Below are 19241 nucleotides of genomic sequence, written 5' to 3'. Positions count from 1 at the left end.
GCTCACCAGCGCTTGGCGACAGTGAGGGACAAAGCCCGGCCGACCGCGGAATAGTTGGTTGAATCATAGGTCGGGTCGATAACCGTCGACTGCCGGATCGCCGCGGGTTTCTCATTCAGGAGGTTCGTCGCGGCGATCGTGAATTCGAGGTTGCGCATGAAGCCTAATCTGCCCGGCGGAGCGAAGCGCAGTGCGAGATCGACGGAGGTGAAGGAGCCAATATGCGTGAAGGGCAGCGCCCGCTGGTCTTCGACCCCGCCGACATAGTTCACGAAGGCGGACAGCGACGTCGAGTCCGTGTCCCAGGTGACACCGCCCCGCGCACGCCAGTGCGGCGGCATGAAGATGACACCAGAGGCCGGCGTGGTCGGCTGGCCAGCGATGAGGCGCCGGTTGCTGTCGAGATAGCTGCCAGCGGCATTGATCAGGATGCGATCGCCATCGCCCAGATCGAACCGATACTGGCCGGAAAGGTCGACGCCCTCGATCGTCTGATAGGCAGTATTCTGCGACCGCGCGTCCACAACCGCATAGACCCTGGACGGGTCGTAGGGTTGGCCCGTGACGTTCTGAAGCCCAAAAGCGCCGACGGCCGGGGCAATCAGTTGATCGAGCAGCGCCGGGCTTGGATTCACCGTGATCAGGCTGCTGTAGATCGGGTTGGTGAAGAGCCCGAGGACCGACGTGATCGGGTTCACAACGCGGTTGCGATAGCGGATGTTGAAGTAATTGGCCTCCAGCTTGAGTGCCGGAATCGAGGGCGGCGCATAGGCGACCGAGATATTCCAGTTGGTGGAGCGCTCGGGCTTCAGGTCCGGATTGCCGCCGGCGAGATAAAGAACCGGACTGGCGGCTATGGCACCGGTCCCGCCCAAAGCCCCGGCGGGCAGCAGGATCGCCTGATATACCTTGTAGCGCTGGTAGAAGGTCGGCGCCTTGAACGATTTGCCCCAGCCGCCCTTGATCGTAATCGAGGGGATCGGCCGATAGATCATTCCCAGCTTGGGCGAGGCGACGTCGGCGAGGCCCTGATAGCGCTCGTAGCGCACGGCAGCGGAGAACTGGAGCAGATCGGCGAACGGCTGGTGGTTGCCTTGGCCGAAGACCGGCAACGAGAGTTCGCCATAGGCAAAGGATACATTCTCGGTGTGATCGATGTTGAGCAGCGTCGTGCTCGTCCCGGCCGCGTTGATGAAGGATTTGGCGCGAAGCGAGAAGCCGCGATATCCTGCGCCGACTGCAATCCCGAGATTGCCGCCCGGCAGGGTCAGGAGCGAGCCGTCGCCCCGAAGCTCGACCGCGCGCAGGCGATTGTCGTAGAAGCCCCCGGTCGTCGAGGACAGGGCGCCAACGGTATAGCCTTGGGACGTCACGCCGGTTTTGCTCCGGCCCGCCGTGCCGGAGAGTTCGACACGCCAGTCGCCGGCGAGGTCGAGTTTCGCCGAAGACGTGATCGACCAGCTCGTCACCCGCTGCTGATAGAGCGACCCGTTGATCCGAACATCCGAGGTCGCTGTGGTGGGCAAGGCCGTGTCGCTGTTGCGCCGGCTATATTGCGCATCGAGATTGAAGCTGAGCCGCGACGACACATCCTGATGGCCGCTCAGCACTCCGCTGATCTGGCGCTGGGCCGGAATGAGGCTGGTCGAGCCGTCGATCGTCTGCGTATAGGAGCGGTCGCGCGCCAGAAGCGCGCTGGAGCGATTATAGTCGCCGGCGACCATGACGCCGCCGCCCTGCCATTTGCCGCCGGTGACGGCGTTATATTCCTGCTGGAAATCGCCGCCATCGGTCGTTCCGGCGATCCGGGCCGACGTCCATAGGCCAGTATAGTCCTTGCGCAGAAGGACGTTGGCGACACCGCCGACCGCGTCAGAACCATAAAGCGCCGACGAGCCATCCGCGACGATCTCGATACGATCGAGCGCGGCGAGCGGTATCGCGGAAATATCGACGCCCTGGACCGCGCCGTCATAAGCGACGCGGTGGCCATTGATCAGCGTCAGGGTCGCATCAGGGCCCAGCCCGCGCAGGTTGAGCGCGGAGGTCGATCCCAGATTCTCGTTGCCGCCCTGCGAGCCGCCGCCGGCGATCCCCGGATTCTGGCCCCCGCCGAAGTTCTGCGGCAAATCGCGGATATAATCGCCGAGATTCGAGAGACCGCTCCTCTCGATGTCTTCGCGCGAGGCGCTGATCACCGGTGTCGTAGGCTGGCTATGGCGAATGTGCGTGCCGGTCACCACGATGTCGGCTTGGACGTTGTCCGGGCTGCTTGTCGTCGCCACGGATGATCGCCCCCGGATGATGACCGCTCCCTTCGCGAAGTGCGCCGAGAGGTTGGTGCGGGCGAGGAGTTGTTCGATGGCCTGGCGCGCGGTCAGCGCCCCTCGCAAACGCGGTGCGGCGATGCCGTTGATGTCGTCCGCGGATGCATAGAGTTCCCAGCCTGCTCTTGCCGCGACGGCCCGCAGCGCATCGCCCAGATCCTGCGCCGGCAGGTCGAATTGATAGACCTCACGATCCTGTGCCCAAGCTGGCGATGGTGCCACGGCGACCACCGCGCATGCCAGCACCATGGACGCCCCGAGATTCCGCTTCCCCACCATCTTGCCCCCAATGTCGTTCAACGGCGGGCCTGGCTGGCTCGCTCATGGGGTGCTGCTGACGAGGAAGAAGGGGCGACCTTAGTCGCCCCGGCAAAATTATTTGCGCCTGAGGTGAATTCCGTCCGGACGGCGCTCAATCTTGAGGTCGAACAATTCGGCAATGCGGGAGACAAACGATGCGGTGTCGGTCAGCTTGAAGCGGCCGGATACGGTCAGGTCGCCGACATCATCGCCATCGATGAGGATCGGGCGACCGGCATAGCGGTTGGCCTCCGCCACCAGGTCTCGCAGCGCGATCGATCGATACTCGACCCAGCCGCTCGGCCAGTCTTTCCGGTCGATGCTGCTATCGGAGACGGTTTCCGGGCCATAGTCCGTGGCGGAATATCGAACCGGCGCGCCGGTCAGAAGTGGTTTCGTCGTGACCGTGAAGACGGCCGGTTGCAGATTGGACCGGATATCGGCGGTTCCCGACAACAGCCGCACCTGGATCACCCGTTGCGGGGAGGAACTGACGTCGAAGACGGCCTGATTGGCGCGGATCGCGCCGGCACCGGCCTCGACGACGAATGGCCTGGGATCGGTCGCCACCGCGAAGCGGGCATTGCCCTTGCGCAGTTTTACCCGGCGCTCGACCTCGGACATTGCCACCTCGACGCGACTGTCCGAATCCAGCGTGACATCGGAACCGTCCGACAGGCGGTATGTATGGATCTCCCCATGACGGGTTGCCAAAGGCGTGCCCGCCATGACTTTCGTGCCGGGTGGTCCAATACCGACCAAATCTGGTCGCAGCGCGACCCCGGCTATTGCGGCTGCCGCGGCAACGGCAGCGGCGAGTGCCCACCTGTTTGGCGCCGCGCGCCGCCAGCGCGGCATGTGGCGAGAATTCCTGACAATCCCGGCGTTGGCGAAATTCCGCTCGACCCGCCGATACGCTTCGGCATGGGCCGGAGACGCGGCAATCCATGCGTCGAACTCATGTTTAAGCGACGCATCATCCTGGCGGCGCAATCGGATGAACCACGAGATCGCCTGTTCCTCGATCGCATCGCGAGCGCCGAAATCACCATATTCATTGTCGTTCATCGGGAGCTGTCCACCGCGCGCGCGATGTGGGCGAGTGCCTTCATCATATGATATTCCACGGTCGCGACACTGATCCCCAGTTGCTCATGGATCTCGCGATAGCTCAATTCGTCGATGCGGTGCATCAGGAACACGCGCCGTGTCTTCTCGGGCAGCGTGTCGACCGCCTTCTCATAAACCCCGTGCAGATCCTCGGCCTCCAATCCCCATTCCTGCTGTGGTGCGGTCGGAATGTCGCGATGCTGATCGATCGGGAACAGCATGACATTGTTCTTCTCGCGCCAGCGCGCGCGGTCGATCAGCAAGTTACGCGCGATCCGACGCAGAAAGCCCGCGGGATTGGCGAGGCTCGCCACCTGTGGGCTTCCGGCCGCTCGTGCGAACACTTCCTGCACCAGGTCCTGCGCCTGATCGTGCCCGGCGCGCCGGCCGAGATAGGCCATCAGGTCGCGCCGTTCGGTCCGATAGGCATCTTCGAGCGTCGGCGCCGGGAGCGGATCTGCCTCGAGCAGAATGACCGGCGAGGGGCTATTGTGACAGCCGGACGAGACCGACAGCGGTGGTCGGCCAAGCGGGAAAGGCGGGTTCGAAGAGGACGACACGCATCAACCTCGCGCGGCATCGCAATCGCACTGGCAAGCCAGCCCGACGCGTTTTCCAGCGCTACGCCGCCGTCAGGCTGCCTGACGGCTTGCCCTTGTCCGGTACGGCCGCCTGTCCCTCATGGACCGGCGCTCATAATGCCTGGCGGATCATTCCGATCGCGCGGCTGCCAGATAATCACCGCGCAGGTCGAATCATGGCCGTAACGGCAAGCGATGACAAGGGGAGGGCGGATCCTGAGGTGCTGATTTGAAGCATTCGACCGCCAGCGGCGCTACTCGACGGTGACGGTCGGCAGTCGACCCACTTCCCGACGATTATGAACCAATGCGCGATGCTCAGAAGCGGACACTCGCAAAAAAGACACCTGATGGGTGTGCCGCCCTCCGTTGCGTTCGATTGGAGGAACAAGATTTTAACTCCGCCATTTTACGCCGCTAGTCATGATGCGCCTTCTCGCCATAGTCGAAGGTCTCTTCCTGTTCGCAGCGGCGGCCACATACGGCTCGGGTTCGCTCGGGATAGGGTTTATTCTTATGCTCGGTGCATATCATTGGACAACTTTTGCACTCATCGGCGTCTTCGCCGCTGCCGCCGTGGCTTGCATTGTGATTGCAGTTCAACTCCTGATTAAACCGCATCAAAACTTGATGATCGCCGGTCTGCTTTTTCTGATGCCAGCTGTTATAATCAGTTCGAAATTGGTGAAAATCTGATAGATTTCAGGTTCCCATCGATCTCAAATTAGCATCTTTCCAACAGGATTTTTCTACGCGGTGAAGTGATCGCTATCGCCTAGGCGGTCCTGTGAGGATCCGGCCCCTTTCCCACCAGATTTCACTATCCATGCGAGCTTTTGTATTTCTCGAAAATCAACATTCGTTCTTGGATCGGCACGAGATCTATCAAGATCGCCGCTGCTCCGACACTATTTCACCGGAGACCCGGCGGCCCCATCCTGGTTATTCTGATCCTTGTTCACGCTGGCGAGCCAGCCAGCGAGGGTATTCTTCTGTCCTTCGAAGTCGCGATAGCTTCTGCTATCCAGGCTTTTCGTGCAGGTTTCTCCCTTTGGGAAATACTGGCAGGCGAACGGCATCCCCAGCACGAGACCGAGTGGTCGAACGTCGAACTTCGCCGCGATCGCGCGAGGATTGTCGAGTTCAGAGGCATGGATGCACATCAAACTGAAAAGCGTAGCCGCCGCCAACAGTACGCCGTTGCGCGTCAGTCCCGTGAAGTTCTCTCGCGCCTGAGCTTGCACGCGGGAGATCGCCCGTGTCGGCGGCAACCGGCGCAGCAACGCCGCGGCCTCCGCTTGTTCCAGCGTTGCAGAACGCGCCACGCGACCGAATCCCCGCGAGGCGGATGGAGCATTGAACACCATCGATCCCGTCGTGCGCGCAAGTGCTGTGACGCGCTGGACGACCGTCGGGTGGGTCGCATTGCTTCCCTCGGTATCACCGGCGATCATCATCGCATCGTCTTCAGTCCGGGCACCCTCGACGTGATAGTCATGCTCGACCTTGACCAATGCCGCCGCGAGCGCGGCCGGATTCTTGGTGAGCTGGACAGCCTCCGCATCGGCGATGAATTCGCGCGATGACGCGATGAGTAATCGCGAGACCTGCCCTACTCGCAGCGCCAGATGGCCGACGAACGTCGCGGCGAGAGCGAGTGGCAGGATCGCCGGCACGGCGATCGCCATGAGCGCATGGACGACGGTGAGCTTGAGCGGGTTGTTTTGATGAAGCCGCGTCAGCGCCGACATGAAGATGTTGGCCGCCGCCATCAGTCGGATATCGCCGTTCTTGATATGGCTGAGCTCGTGCGCGAGGACGGCGGAAAGCTCGTCGTCGTCGAGGCTGTCGATCAGGCCTCGCGTCACCACGACTACGGCTTTCTTGCGCCCGATGCCGCAAGCGAAGGCATTCAGAGCCGGAGACGCGATCACCCCTACATAGGGGATGGGCAATCCCAGCATCATGATCAGCGGCTCGATCAGCCGGCATAAGCGCGGCTCCTCGCTGTCGTCGATAAATTCGAAGCCAATGGCGCGCTTTACGGTCTCGATATGCCAGAACATCTGGCAAGCGAACCAGATGACCGACGCCAGCGCGACCAGGAGCATGTAGCGCGTCGCATAGCCAGTCCAGTCGAGGAATGGCGCATGTTCCGGGTCGACGAGAGCCAAAGGCAGGAACAGCGCGAGTGCCGCGATCGGCTGGATCGCGAGAAGGAAGCCGACGAACAATGTCGTCGACCGACCATCGTTGCTCCGGATCCAGCCATAAAGCCCTGTCGGCTCGCTCACGCGAATTGCCCTGGCATCAGATCAGAAAGCGATCGCGACGGGCTTGTCGACCGTAGTTCGTTCGACGCCCAGGCCAAAGGCTTGGCGGCCGCTCATGCTGCGCCTCTGCGCGACAAAACTGCCGGGGAACTGGCGCATCACGGTATTATATTCCTCGATCGCCAGATTGTAGAACCGCCGAGCCGCCGTAATCCGGTTTTCGCAGTCCACAAGCTGCTGACGGAGCTGCGTGAATTCCGGGAGCGCGCGCAGGTCTGGATACTTCTCGACTGCGGACAAGAGCGTGCTGATCTGCGCGGTGAGATTGCCTTCTGCTTCCAGGCGCACGGCCGGCGCTACCATGCCGAGCGCCTGGGCCCGTGCGGTCGTGATGCCGAGGATGATCTCCTGCTCGTGCTTGGCGACGCCCTTCGTTACCTCCACCAGACCGGGGATCAAATTATGGCGATGCTTCAGATGGACGTCGACGTCCGCCAGAGCGGTGTCACACCGCTGATCCAGAGCGATCAGCGTGTTGCCCGTCCTCGTATACACCCGGAAGATGATATAGGCCGCGAGACCGATCACGACGAATGTGCCGCCTAGCACCCACCAAAGCATATCCATATTTGGTTTCCTCCCTTTGATATGGGAGGACCGATAAGGCGCGTTGCTTTATAAAACTTTGACGGGAAGACGCTTAACGGTTTTACGTCATTTTAAGTCTCGCCGACGAAACCGATCCCAAGTCGATTTGTGCAAGCATCGTGTTCGAACCGGTTTTCCAGCGGATGCGGCACCGCGATCCGACAGGGAGAGTGCCAATGATCCGCAAGCCGACAGAGAAAGACTTCCGCGAGGGAGCTGCCGTCACCGCCCTTCGCGAGACCAGAAAGGTTGCCATCGAGGGCAGCAAGGGGATCGGTCAGGGCGCAAGGAAGGTCCTCCACACCTACCTGATGATCATCTTCGGGTTTGGTCTTCTGATGTCACTGCTCCCCTATCTCGCGGGCAACCGTTGGATGTGGGTCCTGGGACTGATCGCCTTGGTCGCTGTCGGATGGAACCGGCGGGCTCGTGGTCCCGAGAAGCGAGAAAGCCTGCTTCACGACCGCAAACCCCAACCAGCCCAGCCATTGCGGGGTGTGGGCTTGCAATCAGGCACCTATGAATGCTCCATCGAGGCTCTTGGGCGGCATGCAGCGACGCTCGCGATCCCGGCATTGCTCATGTTCGTGTTCGCAAACGCCTTCGGCGGTCTCCACGTCCCCGTGACGGTCATCGGCATCATCCTCTTCGCGCAAGCCGTGCTGCTTGTCGCGCGGATCTTCGGCGACCGGACCGTGGTTCGTTTCGATGCGGAGGCGGTCGTCGTTCAAGGCCTCCTAGGCGAAAGCCGGATGCTCTGGAACGATGCCGACGACATTTACGTCCACACGAGTTCGATGTTCGATCTCAAGGTGCGCTTCGCGGCGGGGACGCGGCAAAACGTCGTGATTGAGGCGACGCGGAACAGCATGGGTGGTCCGACGCGTCTGCTCGTCCCCATCGGACTGCTCGGACTCGACGAGGAAGAACTCACGGCGCTCATCACCAAGCTGGTCAGTTGTCGAGCCGCCGGCGGGGTCACCGTGCCTTCATGGCGGCAACAGGCGGCGCCTGCCCCATCGCCAATTCTGCCCAAGGTCACGCCGGGGGGAGATCCACGCGACGGATTCGATCCGGACGCGATAATCGCCCGTCACCTGGCCGAACGAGAACAGATCGTTGCAGTGACCCGTCCCGACTTGCAGTCCGACCAATCGCCGCGCAAAGGGTTCGGACGCAAGGTCTCACGATAGGGGAACTTGCTACCGGGAATCACGTCCCGTGAAATTTTTGGAATCGCGCTAACGCCCATCGGATGCCGAGCGTTTCAGGACGAGGCGCAGTACGGCCCAGACCCCCGCGCGCCTTGCGGATCTGGCAGCTATTGTCATCGATCTCCCGAAACCTGCCCGACCGCACCCCACCAGCTATCGCCATTTGCTCCGTTGGTTGTCCCCCAGTACGTGGAGGGTCAGGATCGTTAAATCGTCGCGAGGATGAGTCGTCACCTTGTTGAAAACCACCTCAATTTGAAGGCGCATTCAAACGGGATCGGGCTGTTTCCGCATCCCAGCCGAAGCCTACGGTCCCTTCTCCGCGACCGCCTGCTCGAGCGCGGCAAGGCGCTCGGTGCAGATCGCAAGGACGATCCCGCCCAGCATTTCCACGCGGCTGGTGAGCCACTCGAGTTGCTCGGTCGTGATTTGATAGTGCCGGAAATAGCGGGCTTTCACATAGGCTTCCTGCAACTTTCCGAACAGCAGCTCGTCCGCCTTTGTTTCCCTCGGCCACGCCTCTACGAGACGCCGATCAAGGGTCTCGGCCCGGCCGCGTAGCGCCTCAATGTTGTGAACGTGCGGCGTATAGAAGGTCACCGTCAGCAAGACGCAGTGATACAGGCGTTCGGCAGTCTGGTGCAGGTCGAAGGCGGCGTCTCGCAGATATTCTTTATCGAGATAAAATTTTGCGCCTTCGAAGCGCTTCATTGCCGAAGGAAACCACACGTCGAAATACTCCCGTGCCATGTCGAACGCCTGCTGGGGCGTCTTGGGCTTGGGGGTATGCAGTTCGCTATCGTCAATCTGATAAAGCGCGATCCCGTCCTGCCGCACGTCCATGAAGAAATAGCGGCCATGCGCGAGGCCGTCATTCACCTCCTGGAGTGTGTGAACGATGAAATTGACCGGCGTGCGCAGGCTGTGTGTGATCGTCAGCTCGCGGATCAGCCGGTCCTGCAGCTTCAGCCAGTAATCGACGCGGGACGTGAGCCTCTTGTCGTTTACGATGATCAGGATGTCGAAATCGGATTGATAGCCTTGGCGGCTCGTCGGCTCGTCGCGGAACTCGCCCCGCGCATAGCTCCCGTACAGGATGATCTTCTCAATCCGCCCACGCTTCTTCCACTGGTGCTTGGCCAGCGCCAGCGCGTCCTCGAACTCCTCGAAGATCATCCGAACGACGCGTTCGAGCTCGCGCTGTTTGTCAGCCGACAGATGGTCAAGGTCAGTTCGCATCGGGAACAGCCTAGCAACCCTTGTCGGTCGATGCATCCGCCAATGAGGACCCGCATCACTTTCCAACGAAGCGCTTGAACCGTTCTTTCGCGTCCGCTTCCTGGACGGCAATGCTCGCATTGCCGCACTCGTCACCACCTGCCGAGCCACTTCTGCACGCGGCGTCCACCCGCCGCGCCTCATCGATATGAGCCTCGAAAAATTGCGTGCTGCGCGAAGCCGGCTTGGCGCATCCAGCAAGACCTGCGGCGCAGATAAGCCCGATCCACAGAACGGATTTCATTTCTTCTCTCCCAAATGCGGGTCCACCGCAGCCGATGCCGGTCGACCCGGCGTCAAATGATCTGGCCGCCACGTGACGCCGCGATAAGCTGATCGACTGCCGATCGGCGGCGATCATGATGATAATCGATGGCCGCGCGCAAGCCGGGACTATCCGCCTCATCCATCATTCGCTCGATTGCACCGACATCCTTGTCCGCCTCGGCAAGCACCGCCGCCTCGTGGTGGCGAAAACGCCCCAGCCTCGCGGCGGCATTCTCGATCGCCCAGTCAAGCTCCTCGTCCCTCGCCCGGGCAACCAGCGAGGCGAACAGGTGGGCACTGCGCTCCGGCAGATCACCGCCTGTGAGCTGAAATTCGTCCGGACGCCCGGCCCGTTCACGGCCGAGCGCCATCGTCACGATCGCATGGTGCCAGTCGAGCAATCCGCGCAGGCCGGCTTCGTCCAGCCTCGGCACATGGAAGCCATCACCCGGCTGGGAGACGATCAGCCGTTCCCCGGTCAGGCGGTTAAGGCTGTCGCGAACGGGTGTGATGCTCACGCCCAGATCAGCCGCCAGGCGCGCGGCTTCGAGCCGCTGCCCGGCGGGCCATGCCCCCATCAGGAGACGGCGGCGCAGCGTGTCATAGGTGGGCTCCAGCACATGGGCGGGGCTCATCCGGATTGCTCCGCGACGACATCGGCGTAGTCCGCCAGCATTGCTTCCTGATCCGGGCGCAACGCATCGACGGCACCGATATGCTGGGGGACGTCGTCCCGGAGCAGCAGCGACGGGCACTGGCCTTCATAATTGCCGAGATTGGGGCGATGCTGTCGATACCCCGCCAGCCCCGCGATCTCCGGCGGGAACGATCGTGCGATGTCGGGCGGATAGGCCAGCCATTGATTCTCATAGGGTTTGAGCCATCCGAGACAATAGCCGACGACGATGCCACGTCGTGCGAGCGGCGTTTCATTGGCGCCGGCACCATGCGCTGTGGACCCGAGGAAGCAGATGGCCGACCCCGGCCCGCATTCGGCCGCGACCGGCGCCCCCAGATCGTCCTTCGCCATCCCGTCTCGACCATGGCTGCCGGGGTAGATCTGCGTCGCGCCATTCTCGCGCGAGAATGGTGTGAGCGGCCAGATGACATTGATCAGATACTCGTGGTCGCCCTTTGCGCCCTGCCACATATCATGATCGCGATGAGGAAATTGCCGGACCTCGCCGGGATGGATCTCGATTGCCTGGGCGACATTGAGCTGAAGGCAGTCGCACGCGTCTCCGAGCAATTGCTCGGCCAGCGCGATGATCGTCGGGTTCGCGATCAAGGCCGCCGCATGGGGCGACCGGCGCAGCAGGCTCGCAAAGCGCTTCGTTCGCGCGCCGTAAAAGCGGCCCTGGCAGAAGGGCGTTGCGGCGAAATCCGGCTCCAGATCCCGTTCAAGTTCCCGGATCGTATCGCCGGGTACCAGATCCGGGATGATGCAATATCCTTCCTCCCTCAATGCTTCAGCCCACGACCGCGTCGCGCTAGCGCCAGTCTCTCGGCCGGTCATTGCATCGCGCCTTCGGTGGCGAAGAGCGTGAGGGTCGCCGGCTCATAGATGCCGGTTTGGCGAAGCCGATCCGGCGTATCGTCACCGATCACGATGTGCAGGGCAATCAGCCACTGGCCGCCATGCAATAGAGGCTTTCCGAGTGGTTCGCAGTCCCATCCGAACTGTTGGATCTGCTCGAACCAGCCAATATCGGCGACGCCGGTATAGTCCGTGATGTCATTGCGGAGCGCGTGGTCGGTGAGTGCGGAGACCAGCTGATTGCGAGCGATGCGTCGCTCCCCGGCACGCTGATGCCGGTCGAGGCAGAAACGCGTGATCTCTCGAATGGTTGGGCCACTCGGCACCGCATTGGCGCAGAGATAGGGATAGATGCCGCCCAGGAGGTGCTCGCGATCGGTGTGCAATAGCCGGGCCGATGCGCGATGCGCCCCATCGGGCGACGTCAGGATAAGATAATCGGCCCAAGGGTCGTCGAACTGATCAACTTCGAACTCGCCGGCCAGTACCGGCAGGTCCCAGCCTAGCAGATCGACGAACACCTCCTTCCGGGCCTTGAACATGGCGCGGATCGCCGTCGCCTCGCTCAGCGCATCATGCTCGCGGGTCGCTAAGAGCATCTGATTTCTCCCGTTGGAAACGACGGGAGAAAATCACGAACACGCGAGCTGTACCCCTACCAAGAAATGGGGAGGGGGTGACGCCTTCAGCCGCCGCCCTGAGTGTACCACCATCGGAAAATGTCGGAGAAACTGATCAACCCGTCAAAAAGCGCGCACACGACCAGCGAAGCGCGCTTACGCGTATTATAGCGCTCGCGCGCCTCCTTGAGGTGCTGGATCACCGTGCCGTGGCTGATGCCCAGGATCCGCGATATCTCCCAATCGGTCTTGCCGCGTGCGGCCCACAGGATGCAATCACGCTGGCGGTCGGTTGGTCGTCGCCAGCGTGGGACGAAACCGTGACGAGCGAGGCGCCAGGTTGCCGCCAGAGCCGCCGCACCCACCAATTCCGCGACATCCAGCATGGCAACGGGCAGCCGGCCATCGGGACCGAGCGCGAACGTGCAGGTGCCGGAGGCCTGACCCGGCAAATGTCTGGGGATCGTGTAGCCGTCGACCAGGCCATGATGTTGGCCGGTCCTGAATGTCCTGACTTCGCTGCTCGTCAGGGGGATGATGTCGGACACGTTCGACCAGGGGAAGCCATGCATCCGCTGATCGCCGGCACGGCGGATCGGATCCGTTTTACCAAGGTCGAATGCGACATAGGTTTCGGCCCAGGCGGATGGATAGTCGTGGAAAAGGAGGCTCGTACCCTCCTCGGGCCCGTGGGCGAAGTCCAGGTTCAAGGCGAAATGGTCGAAGCCAAGCTCGCGCGCGCCCCGCGCCAGCATCTCTCGAATATCGTCTACCGCCCGTGAATCGGCCAGCGCGCGGATGATAGGTTCAGCTACAGCAAGACGCATACTCCATCGTTCGGCGGCGAGGGCCGTCCCAATCCGCTGGTCTCGCCAGCCGCCTTCCGTATCGAGGGCTACCGGCGGCGATTCTCACGGCGCTCCGGTAGCCAGCTTGTCGCCGGCTCGATACTGCATCTGAACGCCGCAGCCTGCCGACGGTCGACACAGTGTCGACGCTTATGGGGAAGCATGCCTCCCTGATTTGCTTTTTCCGTTCAACGCTCTCTGAGGGTGCAGCACTTTCCCCGGAACGGTTCTTTCGCATCTCAAGCGTGCGCCCGGGGCGGCGGGGCGGCGGGGCGAGCCTGGCTGAAGCCGGTTGAGCAAATGAGGTGGGCTTGAGCATCATGATATGTGTCATGGGGTCCATGGCTGGTTCAGGGCTTGCCGGTCGCAGGATCAGCCGACGCCCGCGGCAAAGACCGCGAAAGCCTGGGCGTGTCCCTCGCTCCACTTGAGATCGGCGCGATGCGTGGCGTTCGACCGGTGGTCGGCGGCTGTTTGCGCAAACGTACCTTGGCCGATGGCTTTCCGGCTCTGTCCAGGCCCGCGAGTAGCGCCTCCCAGGGCACGCTGTTTCGGTTCTCCACGCGCCGCAGATTCTTCGCCGGATCGTGCAGCTGCACACCGCTCATGATGGCGCGGATCTCGAGCATCCCGGCCTCGCGCAAAACGGTGGCCTGGGCGATGTAGCGGTCACGGTCGGACGCCAGCAGCGACACCTGCGCGTCGCGAAGTTGCTGTTGTGCATAGAGGACGTCGAAGGTCGAACGGTCGCCGATCCGATATTCGTTCACCATTCCGTCGAGCTGGGTTTCCGCGAAGCGGAGCTGTTCCTCCTGGAGACTGGAGACGCGGTCGGCCGTCACCATCTGATTCCAGGCGTTTGCGACGGCGCGGTCCACCTCGCGGCGAGTTGCTTCGATCCTGACGCGTGCCGAGCCGTTGCGGGCCTGGGCTTCGCGGACACGCGAGGCAACGAGTCCCCCCGCGCTCAGCGGTATCGAAAGGACGAGGCTGCCCGTATAGCTTTGGTCCTGGTCACGCAGCCTATAGGGCACCGCGTCCCCATTTAGGGCGGCACTGCCGCGCAGGGTGACGGTCGGGCTCCCTTGTGCCCTGGCCGCAGCGATATCGGCGCGTGATTGCTCCTCGGTGAAGACCGCCCGGCCAAGCTCCGGGTTCTGGCGTTCGGCCAGCGCAAAGGCATCTTCGACACGGCGCGGCAGATTGGGCAGGGCAGGCACCTCGGCCAATTCGCCCGGTTCACGGCCGACCAAGACTGCATAGTCCGTTCGTGCAGCCTCCAGTGCCTGCTCGGCCGTGACAATCTGCTGTTTGGCAATCGCCAGCTGCGCCCGGGCTTGCGACACGTCGGTCAAGGTGAGATCGCCGACATCGTAGCGATCCTGGATCTCCTGGGTGATCTTCGTCAGCTCATCCGTGCTCGCACGCCAGATACGCAACGATTGTTCGTACCGGCGGACATCCACATAGGCGGTGATCACGGCGAGCACGAGGTCGCCTTCCGCGCCGCGCAATTGTTCGCGGCTCGATCTGATCGCGGCAATCGCGGAGTCGCGGGCGGCTGTTGCTCGCCCGCCGGTATAGAGCGGCTGCGATACCGTGAACTCGGCCCGGTTCGTATCCCGGTTCGACGATTCCGGACTAAACGGATTCGAACGCCGTGATGCGCGACCTTCTATCGAGCGCTCAGAGGTGCCGGTGACGTCGATCTCTGCGCTTGGCCGCAGTTGCGACTTCGCCTGGGGCAAGCCTTCGTCGGCAGCATCCAGGTCGTATCGGCTGCCCTCGATCGTCGGATTCGTGCGATAGGCTTCGGCGATCGCCTCGGCGAGCGTTTGACTATGAGCTGGCGCCGCGACCGCGAGCGCAATGGCCGAAGCGAGGAATGCCGTAGATCCGATCCGCATCGGTTATAACCGGAAGATATCGTTGGAGCTGCATCCAAGACGGGTTGCTGCCTCGCGCATGGCGGCAAATCCTCTCAGATGGAAATGCCGGGTGCGCGCCCTGTCGCCGGGACGGATAGCCACGAGGCTTGCGCGTTGAACCTCGTCGACCGGGATCCATATCCAGCCGCCCGTCACGTCATCGAGGTCAGGGCTGTCGATCTTCACGCCTGCGGCGATCAGTGCGGCGCTGCGATCCTGCCAACGAACCGGCGCCCCGCCGTCTACACGATACCATGCGGCCAGCGTGTCGTGACGATGACCGACGAAGAAGCCAACAGCGCCGGGCTGGTAGCGCATATGATGATTGGTCGAGGAGAGCCGGCAAGCGATCTGGCCCGTGAAACGGTCATCCCTAATTACAAGCCGCCACCCATCCTGGCTGAACGCACGCTTGGCGAACGCCGGCGACGGCGCAAGCGTTGCCGCCGCAACCAGGATGAAGCCGAACGGGATCCCTGCAATCTTCACCTCGTGCCTTTCCTCCGATGTTCCTGACGCTTGCCGATCCGTCGTCAGCGTTCCCGCCCTGCCTCATCCAGTGCCTGGGTCACTGGCGAGAGCAGATATTTGATGATCCGGCGTTCGCCTGTCTTGATCTCGGCCTGGACGGCGAGGCCCGGTCCGATCGGTTGATCGCGGCCAGCGATGCGCAGCGTCTTCTGGTCGAGCCGGATCCGTGCCGCATAGACCAGCGACGGCTGCGGGGCTCGTTGCGGCGGCTGGCCTGGCGCGGGTTGCTGCGAGTTTTGCTCGATCGCATCCCTGCTCACGCTCTCGACCCGACCCTGGATCAAGCCGAAGTCGGTGAAAGGGAACGCCTCAAGCTTGATCCGGACCGGCTCGCCCTCATGGACAAAGCCGATATCCTTGTTCGCGATCATCACGTCGACCGCGACTTCGCTGTCGTCGGGTACGATCACCATCAGCGGTTGGGCCGGCTGCACGACGCCGCCGACTGTTGCGATCGCAAGCTGCTGCACGGTGCCGTCGACGGGCGCACGCAACTGCTGAAAGATTCGGCGCTGTCCTGCCTTACGGAGATCCTGTGCGGCCAGCGCGGATTTGTCGCTCGCGTCGCTGAGTGCGGTGACCGCGTCCTTGCCGAAGGTTTCGCGCAGCTTCTGTATCTGCGCATCGATATTGGCGATCGCCGCGCGCGCTTTGGCGGCATTGGCCTGCTGGACGTCGATATCCTTGACGTGTTCGATGCGCGACTGCTGATATTCCGCGAGCTTCAGCCTGGAATAATAGCCCTTGGCGAGAAGTTGCTCCCGGGCATGGATCTGCTCGTCGATGAGCGGCAAGGTTTCCTGGAGCTTCGAAACCTCGGCGAGCGCGCCGGCCAGGTTTGCGGCTTCCTCGGCGCGGTTCTGCACGAGGCCTGCGCGCTCCGCTTCATATTGAGCGATCGCGGTTCGCACGAAACGGTCCTGGGTTCGCACCACGTCCGCCGGCGTGCCGGGCGGGGCCCGGAACGTGTCGGACCCGTCGGTGAGATGGGCCAGCAGCGCATCGTTGCGCGCAGCGATGATGTCGGCCGACAGCCTGGCGCGACTTGCCTGCGCCTCATCGGCGCGAACCAGCGTCGGGTCGAGCTCGACCAGCAACTGGCCCTTGCGGACGTGCTGCCCATTGCGGACATAGATCGCACGGACCGAGCCGATCTCGAGTGGCTGGATGACCTTGACGTTGCTCGCCGGCACGACCTTGCCGCTTGCCACCGCGACGACATCGACCTTGCCGATACAGGCCCACACGATCGCGATCGTGAACAGGCTGCACAGCATCCAGAGCAGCACGCGCATGCCCGGGCTTGCGGGCTTCTCGATGATCTCGAGCGCGGCCGGCAGGAATTCATGATCGGATCGCGGCCTGACCTGCTTGTCCGCCTCGTTCTGCCGGGACCAGGATTCCCTCAGGATCGACCAATGGCGTGCGAGCGTCGGGAAGCGCCGGCCGATGGCCTCGCCGATCATGCGGCGATTCCCATCTGCTTGGCGTACAGCTGGGCATAGCGACCGCCTGTCCGGAGCAGTTCGTCATGATTGCCCTGTTCGGTGATCTCGCCGGCCTCGACGGTCACGATGCGGTTGCACTGGCGAACCGCGGACAAGCGGTGGGCGATGATGATCACCGTGCGGCCGGTGGCGATCTTGCGCAGATTCTCCTGGATGATCTCCTCGCTCTCGGCATCGAGCGCGGAGGTCGCTTCGTCGAGGATCAGGATGCGCGGATCGCCGACCAGCGCGCGGGCGATTGCCATGCGTTGGCGCTGACCGCCCGACAGGTTGTTGCCGCGCTCGTCGATGATCGTGTCATAGCCATGAGGAAGGGCGAGAATGAAATCATGCGCACCCGCGAGCGTGGCGGCGGCCATGACCCGTTCCATCGGCAGCGTGGGGTCGCTGAGCGCGATATTCTCCCGCACCGATCGGTTGAAGAGTATGTTCTCCTGGAGCACCACGCCGATCTGGCGCCGGAGCCAGGCCGGATCGACAAGCGAGAGGTCGACGCCGTCGACCAGCACTCGTCCTTGTTCGGGGATGTAGAGGCGCTGGACCAGCTTGGTGAGGGTCGATTTGCCGGAGCCGGACGGCCCGACGATCCCCAGCATCTCGCCGGCGGCGATGTCGAGGCTGATCCCGCGCAGCGCCTCGGGCGCGTCGGGACGATAGCGGAAGCGGACCTTGTCGAACTGGACGCGGCCCTTGATCGGTGGAAGCGCCGCGCGGTTCGGGTTGTGTTCGGGTTCGGTCGGCGTGTTGAGCACGTCGCCCAGCCGATCGACCGAGATCCGGACCTGCTGGAAATCCTGCCACAGCTGGGAAAGGCGAAGGATCGGGGCGGAGACGCGGCCCGACAGCATGTTGAAGGCAACCAGCGAACCGACGCTCAAATCTCCGGCGATCACCGCCTTTGCCCCGAAATATAGGATCGCGACCGTGGTCAGCTTCGAGACCATCTGAATAAGGTGGTTGCCCCATGTCGCGAGCGTCGCGACCTGGAAGCCGGTACCGGTATAGCCCGCGAACTGGCGTTCCCATTTGTCGCGCATCTGTGGCTCGACCGCCATCGCCTTCAGGGTACCGATGCCGGTAACCGTCTCGACCAGGAACGCCTGGTTCTCCGCGCCGCGCTTGAACTTTTCGTCGAGCCGCCGGCGCAGGATGGGGGTGATCACGACCGAGATGACGACATAGACCGGAATGGATAGCACCACGATCAGCGTCAGCAGCGGGCTATAGAGGAGCATCACGGCGAAGAACACGATCGTGAAGAACAGGTCGAGCACCACCGTGACCGAGTTCGAGGTCAGGAATTCGCGGATGCGGTCAAGCTCGCGCACGCGTGCGACGCTGTCGCCCACGCGACGTGCCTCGAAATAACTGAGCGGCAGGTTGAGCAGATGACGGAACATCTGCGCGGAGAGTTCAGCGTCGACCCGGTTGGTTGTGTGGGCGAACAGCCAGTTGCGCAGGCCCGAGAGCATCGTCTCCCAGGTCAGCACGACGGCGAGACCGATTGCCAGCACGTCGAGCGTCGTCATTGACTGGTGGACCAGCACCTTGTCGATGACCAGCTGGAAGAAGATCGGGCTGACGAGCCCCATGACCTGAAGAAAGAACGAGGCCACCAAAACGTCGCGCAAGGGGCGGCGATACCTGACGAGCGCCGGGATGAACCAGCTGATGTCGAAGGCGCGAGAGACGCCGGCGATCTTCTCGCGCGAGGTGAGCAGCAGGACTTCCCCGCTCAGCCGGTCGCGGGCCTCAGCCTGGCTCCAGATGTCCGGCCGCTCGGCGCCTGGCCGTTGGACAAGGAACCGTGGTTCATCGCCTTCGGTATCTGCCTTGAGCAGGATGATCGAGCTGCCGTCCGCGCAGGCGGCGATCGCCGGCAAGGGGAGCTTGACCAGGTCGCCTGTCGTTGCGAGCCGGGTCTTGGCTACGAGGCCGAGTTTCCTGGCCGTGCGTGTGAGGTCGGCATAGGTATAGGGCGCATCACCCTTGCCACGGTCGTGTGCGATCTGCTGCGGCTCGGCGGAGACACCGAGGAACTTCGCCAGCAGGATGAAGCAGACGAGCGCGGTATCGAACGACGGCTGAACCGGGACGGGATCGCCCTTATCCTGTTCAGCTTCAATGGTGATCGTCATGGAGCGCCAGCACGGAAAGCGATGAGGAGAACCGGGAGCGCCGGCATTCGGATCGAACGGCCGGCGCCCGGGGAGGGGGTAGGGCGCCGGCCGGCCGGGCGGCGCGCTAGCCTGCGCGAGACAAGGCTAGCGC

Annotated in this window: 17 protein-coding genes; 2 read left to right on the top strand and 15 right to left on the bottom strand. The window is 62.8% G+C overall.

Annotation, left to right across the window (positions count from 1 at the left end; all coding sequences use genetic code 11):
- Window positions 1-2 precede the first annotated feature (2 nt).
- The 3 genes from WC704_RS05240 to WC704_RS05230 all read right to left on the bottom strand — a co-directional run bounded on the left by WC704_RS05240 (window position 3) and on the right by WC704_RS05230 (window position 4297).
- Complete coding sequence (locus WC704_RS05240; RefSeq protein WP_372888911.1) at window positions 3-2576, bottom strand: TonB-dependent receptor plug domain-containing protein; 2574 nt, start codon at window positions 2574-2576, stop codon at window positions 3-5.
- Between the two features lie 126 nt (window positions 2577-2702).
- Window positions 2703-3695: a FecR domain-containing protein gene (locus tag WC704_RS05235; RefSeq protein WP_209516579.1), complete on the bottom strand. Its 993-nt coding sequence runs from the start codon at window positions 3693-3695 to the stop codon at window positions 2703-2705.
- On the bottom strand, window positions 3692-4297 hold the full coding sequence (locus tag WC704_RS05230) for an RNA polymerase sigma factor (RefSeq protein WP_209516576.1): 606 nt from the start codon (window positions 4295-4297) through the stop codon (window positions 3692-3694). The genes WC704_RS05235 and WC704_RS05230 overlap by 4 nt, the downstream gene beginning before the upstream one ends.
- Window positions 4298-4741: 444 nt before the next feature.
- On the opposite strand from WC704_RS05230, the gene WC704_RS05225 reads away from it, so the two are divergent.
- Window positions 4742-5014 carry a hypothetical protein gene (locus WC704_RS05225; RefSeq protein WP_209516574.1) on the top strand — a complete coding sequence of 91 codons (273 nt, stop codon included), beginning with the start codon at window positions 4742-4744 and terminating at the stop codon, window positions 5012-5014.
- A 212-nt stretch (window positions 5015-5226) separates the two neighbouring features.
- On the opposite strand, the gene WC704_RS05220 is transcribed toward WC704_RS05225, so the two are convergent.
- Both WC704_RS05220 and WC704_RS05215 read right to left on the bottom strand, forming a co-directional pair.
- Window positions 5227-6612, bottom strand: a complete 1386-nt coding sequence (locus tag WC704_RS05220; protein WP_209516572.1) for a M48 family metalloprotease — start codon at window positions 6610-6612, stop codon at window positions 5227-5229.
- Between the two features lie 21 nt (window positions 6613-6633).
- The gene (locus tag WC704_RS05215; RefSeq protein WP_209516569.1) at window positions 6634-7218 is read right to left on the bottom strand and encodes a LemA family protein; all 585 of its coding nucleotides are present in this window, start codon (window positions 7216-7218) and stop codon (window positions 6634-6636) included.
- A 197-nt stretch (window positions 7219-7415) separates the two neighbouring features.
- Between WC704_RS05215 and WC704_RS05210 the strand changes: the two genes are divergently transcribed.
- A complete protein-coding gene (locus WC704_RS05210) occupies window positions 7416-8432 on the top strand; it encodes a hypothetical protein (RefSeq protein WP_371421264.1) in 1017 nt (338 codons plus the stop codon).
- A 327-nt stretch (window positions 8433-8759) separates the two neighbouring features.
- On the opposite strand, the gene WC704_RS05205 is transcribed toward WC704_RS05210, so the two are convergent.
- From WC704_RS05205 to WC704_RS05160, 10 genes are all read right to left on the bottom strand, one after another.
- Window positions 8760-9692, bottom strand: coding sequence for a HEPN domain-containing protein (locus tag WC704_RS05205; protein WP_372888910.1), 933 nt, complete (start codon window positions 9690-9692; stop codon window positions 8760-8762).
- Between the two features lie 55 nt (window positions 9693-9747).
- Window positions 9748-9975, bottom strand: a complete 228-nt coding sequence (locus tag WC704_RS05200) for an EexN family lipoprotein (protein WP_371421266.1) — start codon at window positions 9973-9975, stop codon at window positions 9748-9750.
- A gap of 52 nt (window positions 9976-10027) precedes the next feature.
- Complete coding sequence (locus WC704_RS05195) at window positions 10028-10633, bottom strand: GntR family transcriptional regulator (RefSeq protein ID WP_372888909.1); 606 nt, start codon at window positions 10631-10633, stop codon at window positions 10028-10030.
- Window positions 10630-11514: a phytanoyl-CoA dioxygenase family protein gene (locus tag WC704_RS05190; protein ID WP_372888908.1), complete on the bottom strand. Its 885-nt coding sequence runs from the start codon at window positions 11512-11514 to the stop codon at window positions 10630-10632. The genes WC704_RS05195 and WC704_RS05190 overlap by 4 nt, the downstream gene beginning before the upstream one ends.
- The gene (locus WC704_RS05185; RefSeq protein ID WP_371421269.1) at window positions 11511-12134 is read right to left on the bottom strand and encodes an acyl-homoserine-lactone synthase; all 624 of its coding nucleotides are present in this window, start codon (window positions 12132-12134) and stop codon (window positions 11511-11513) included. Before WC704_RS05185 ends, WC704_RS05190 begins: the two co-directional genes overlap by 4 nt.
- A gap of 86 nt (window positions 12135-12220) precedes the next feature.
- Window positions 12221-12982 carry a LuxR family transcriptional regulator gene (locus WC704_RS05180; RefSeq protein ID WP_371421270.1) on the bottom strand — a complete coding sequence of 254 codons (762 nt, stop codon included), beginning with the start codon at window positions 12980-12982 and terminating at the stop codon, window positions 12221-12223.
- 371 nt (window positions 12983-13353) lie between these two features.
- Window positions 13354-14910: a TolC family outer membrane protein gene (locus tag WC704_RS05175; RefSeq protein WP_371421271.1), complete on the bottom strand. Its 1557-nt coding sequence runs from the start codon at window positions 14908-14910 to the stop codon at window positions 13354-13356.
- A 3-nt stretch (window positions 14911-14913) separates the two neighbouring features.
- Complete coding sequence (locus tag WC704_RS05170; RefSeq protein WP_371421272.1) at window positions 14914-15420, bottom strand: hypothetical protein; 507 nt, start codon at window positions 15418-15420, stop codon at window positions 14914-14916.
- Window positions 15421-15464: 44 nt separating this feature from the next.
- Entirely contained in the window at window positions 15465-16928 is a 1464-nt protein-coding gene (locus WC704_RS05165; protein ID WP_371421273.1) for an HlyD family type I secretion periplasmic adaptor subunit, read from the bottom strand.
- Window positions 16925-19108, bottom strand: coding sequence for a type I secretion system permease/ATPase (locus WC704_RS05160; protein ID WP_371421274.1), 2184 nt, complete (start codon window positions 19106-19108; stop codon window positions 16925-16927). The genes WC704_RS05165 and WC704_RS05160 overlap by 4 nt, the downstream gene beginning before the upstream one ends.
- Between the last annotated feature and the right edge of the window lie 133 nt (window positions 19109-19241).

The sequence above is a fragment of the Sphingomonas sp. genome (assembly GCF_041661885.1).
Lineage (GTDB): Bacteria > Pseudomonadota > Alphaproteobacteria > Sphingomonadales > Sphingomonadaceae > Sphingomonas.
This window is presented reverse-complemented; position numbering and strand designations above follow the sequence as displayed.

What these genes read in the sequence shown, in the direction of transcription:
- WC704_RS05240 (WP_372888911.1), bottom strand. Translation starts at nt 2,576, where the DNA reads ATGGTGCTGGCATGCGCGGTGGTCGCCGTGGCACCATCGCCAGCTTGG.
- WC704_RS05235 (WP_209516579.1), bottom strand. Translation starts at nt 3,695, where the DNA reads ATGAACGACAATGAATATGGTGATTTCGGCGCTCGCGATGCGATCGAG.
- WC704_RS05225 (WP_209516574.1), top strand. Translation starts at nt 4,742, where the DNA reads ATGATGCGCCTTCTCGCCATAGTCGAAGGTCTCTTCCTGTTCGCAGCG.
- WC704_RS05215 (WP_209516569.1), bottom strand. Translation starts at nt 7,218, where the DNA reads ATGGATATGCTTTGGTGGGTGCTAGGCGGCACATTCGTCGTGATCGGT.
- WC704_RS05210 (WP_371421264.1), top strand. Translation starts at nt 7,416, where the DNA reads ATGATCCGCAAGCCGACAGAGAAAGACTTCCGCGAGGGAGCTGCCGTC.
- WC704_RS05205 (WP_372888910.1), bottom strand. Translation starts at nt 9,692, where the DNA reads ATGCGAACTGACCTTGACCATCTGTCGGCTGACAAACAGCGCGAGCTC.
- WC704_RS05200 (WP_371421266.1), bottom strand. Translation starts at nt 9,975, where the DNA reads ATGAAATCCGTTCTGTGGATCGGGCTTATCTGCGCCGCAGGTCTTGCT.
- WC704_RS05195 (WP_372888909.1), bottom strand. Translation starts at nt 10,633, where the DNA reads ATGAGCCCCGCCCATGTGCTGGAGCCCACCTATGACACGCTGCGCCGC.
- WC704_RS05190 (WP_372888908.1), bottom strand. Translation starts at nt 11,514, where the DNA reads ATGACCGGCCGAGAGACTGGCGCTAGCGCGACGCGGTCGTGGGCTGAA.
- WC704_RS05185 (WP_371421269.1), bottom strand. Translation starts at nt 12,134, where the DNA reads ATGCTCTTAGCGACCCGCGAGCATGATGCGCTGAGCGAGGCGACGGCG.
- WC704_RS05180 (WP_371421270.1), bottom strand. Translation starts at nt 12,982, where the DNA reads ATGCGTCTTGCTGTAGCTGAACCTATCATCCGCGCGCTGGCCGATTCA.
- WC704_RS05175 (WP_371421271.1), bottom strand. Translation starts at nt 14,910, where the DNA reads ATGCGGATCGGATCTACGGCATTCCTCGCTTCGGCCATTGCGCTCGCG.
- WC704_RS05165 (WP_371421273.1), bottom strand. Translation starts at nt 16,928, where the DNA reads ATGATCGGCGAGGCCATCGGCCGGCGCTTCCCGACGCTCGCACGCCAT.
- WC704_RS05160 (WP_371421274.1), bottom strand. Translation starts at nt 19,108, where the DNA reads ATGACGATCACCATTGAAGCTGAACAGGATAAGGGCGATCCCGTCCCG.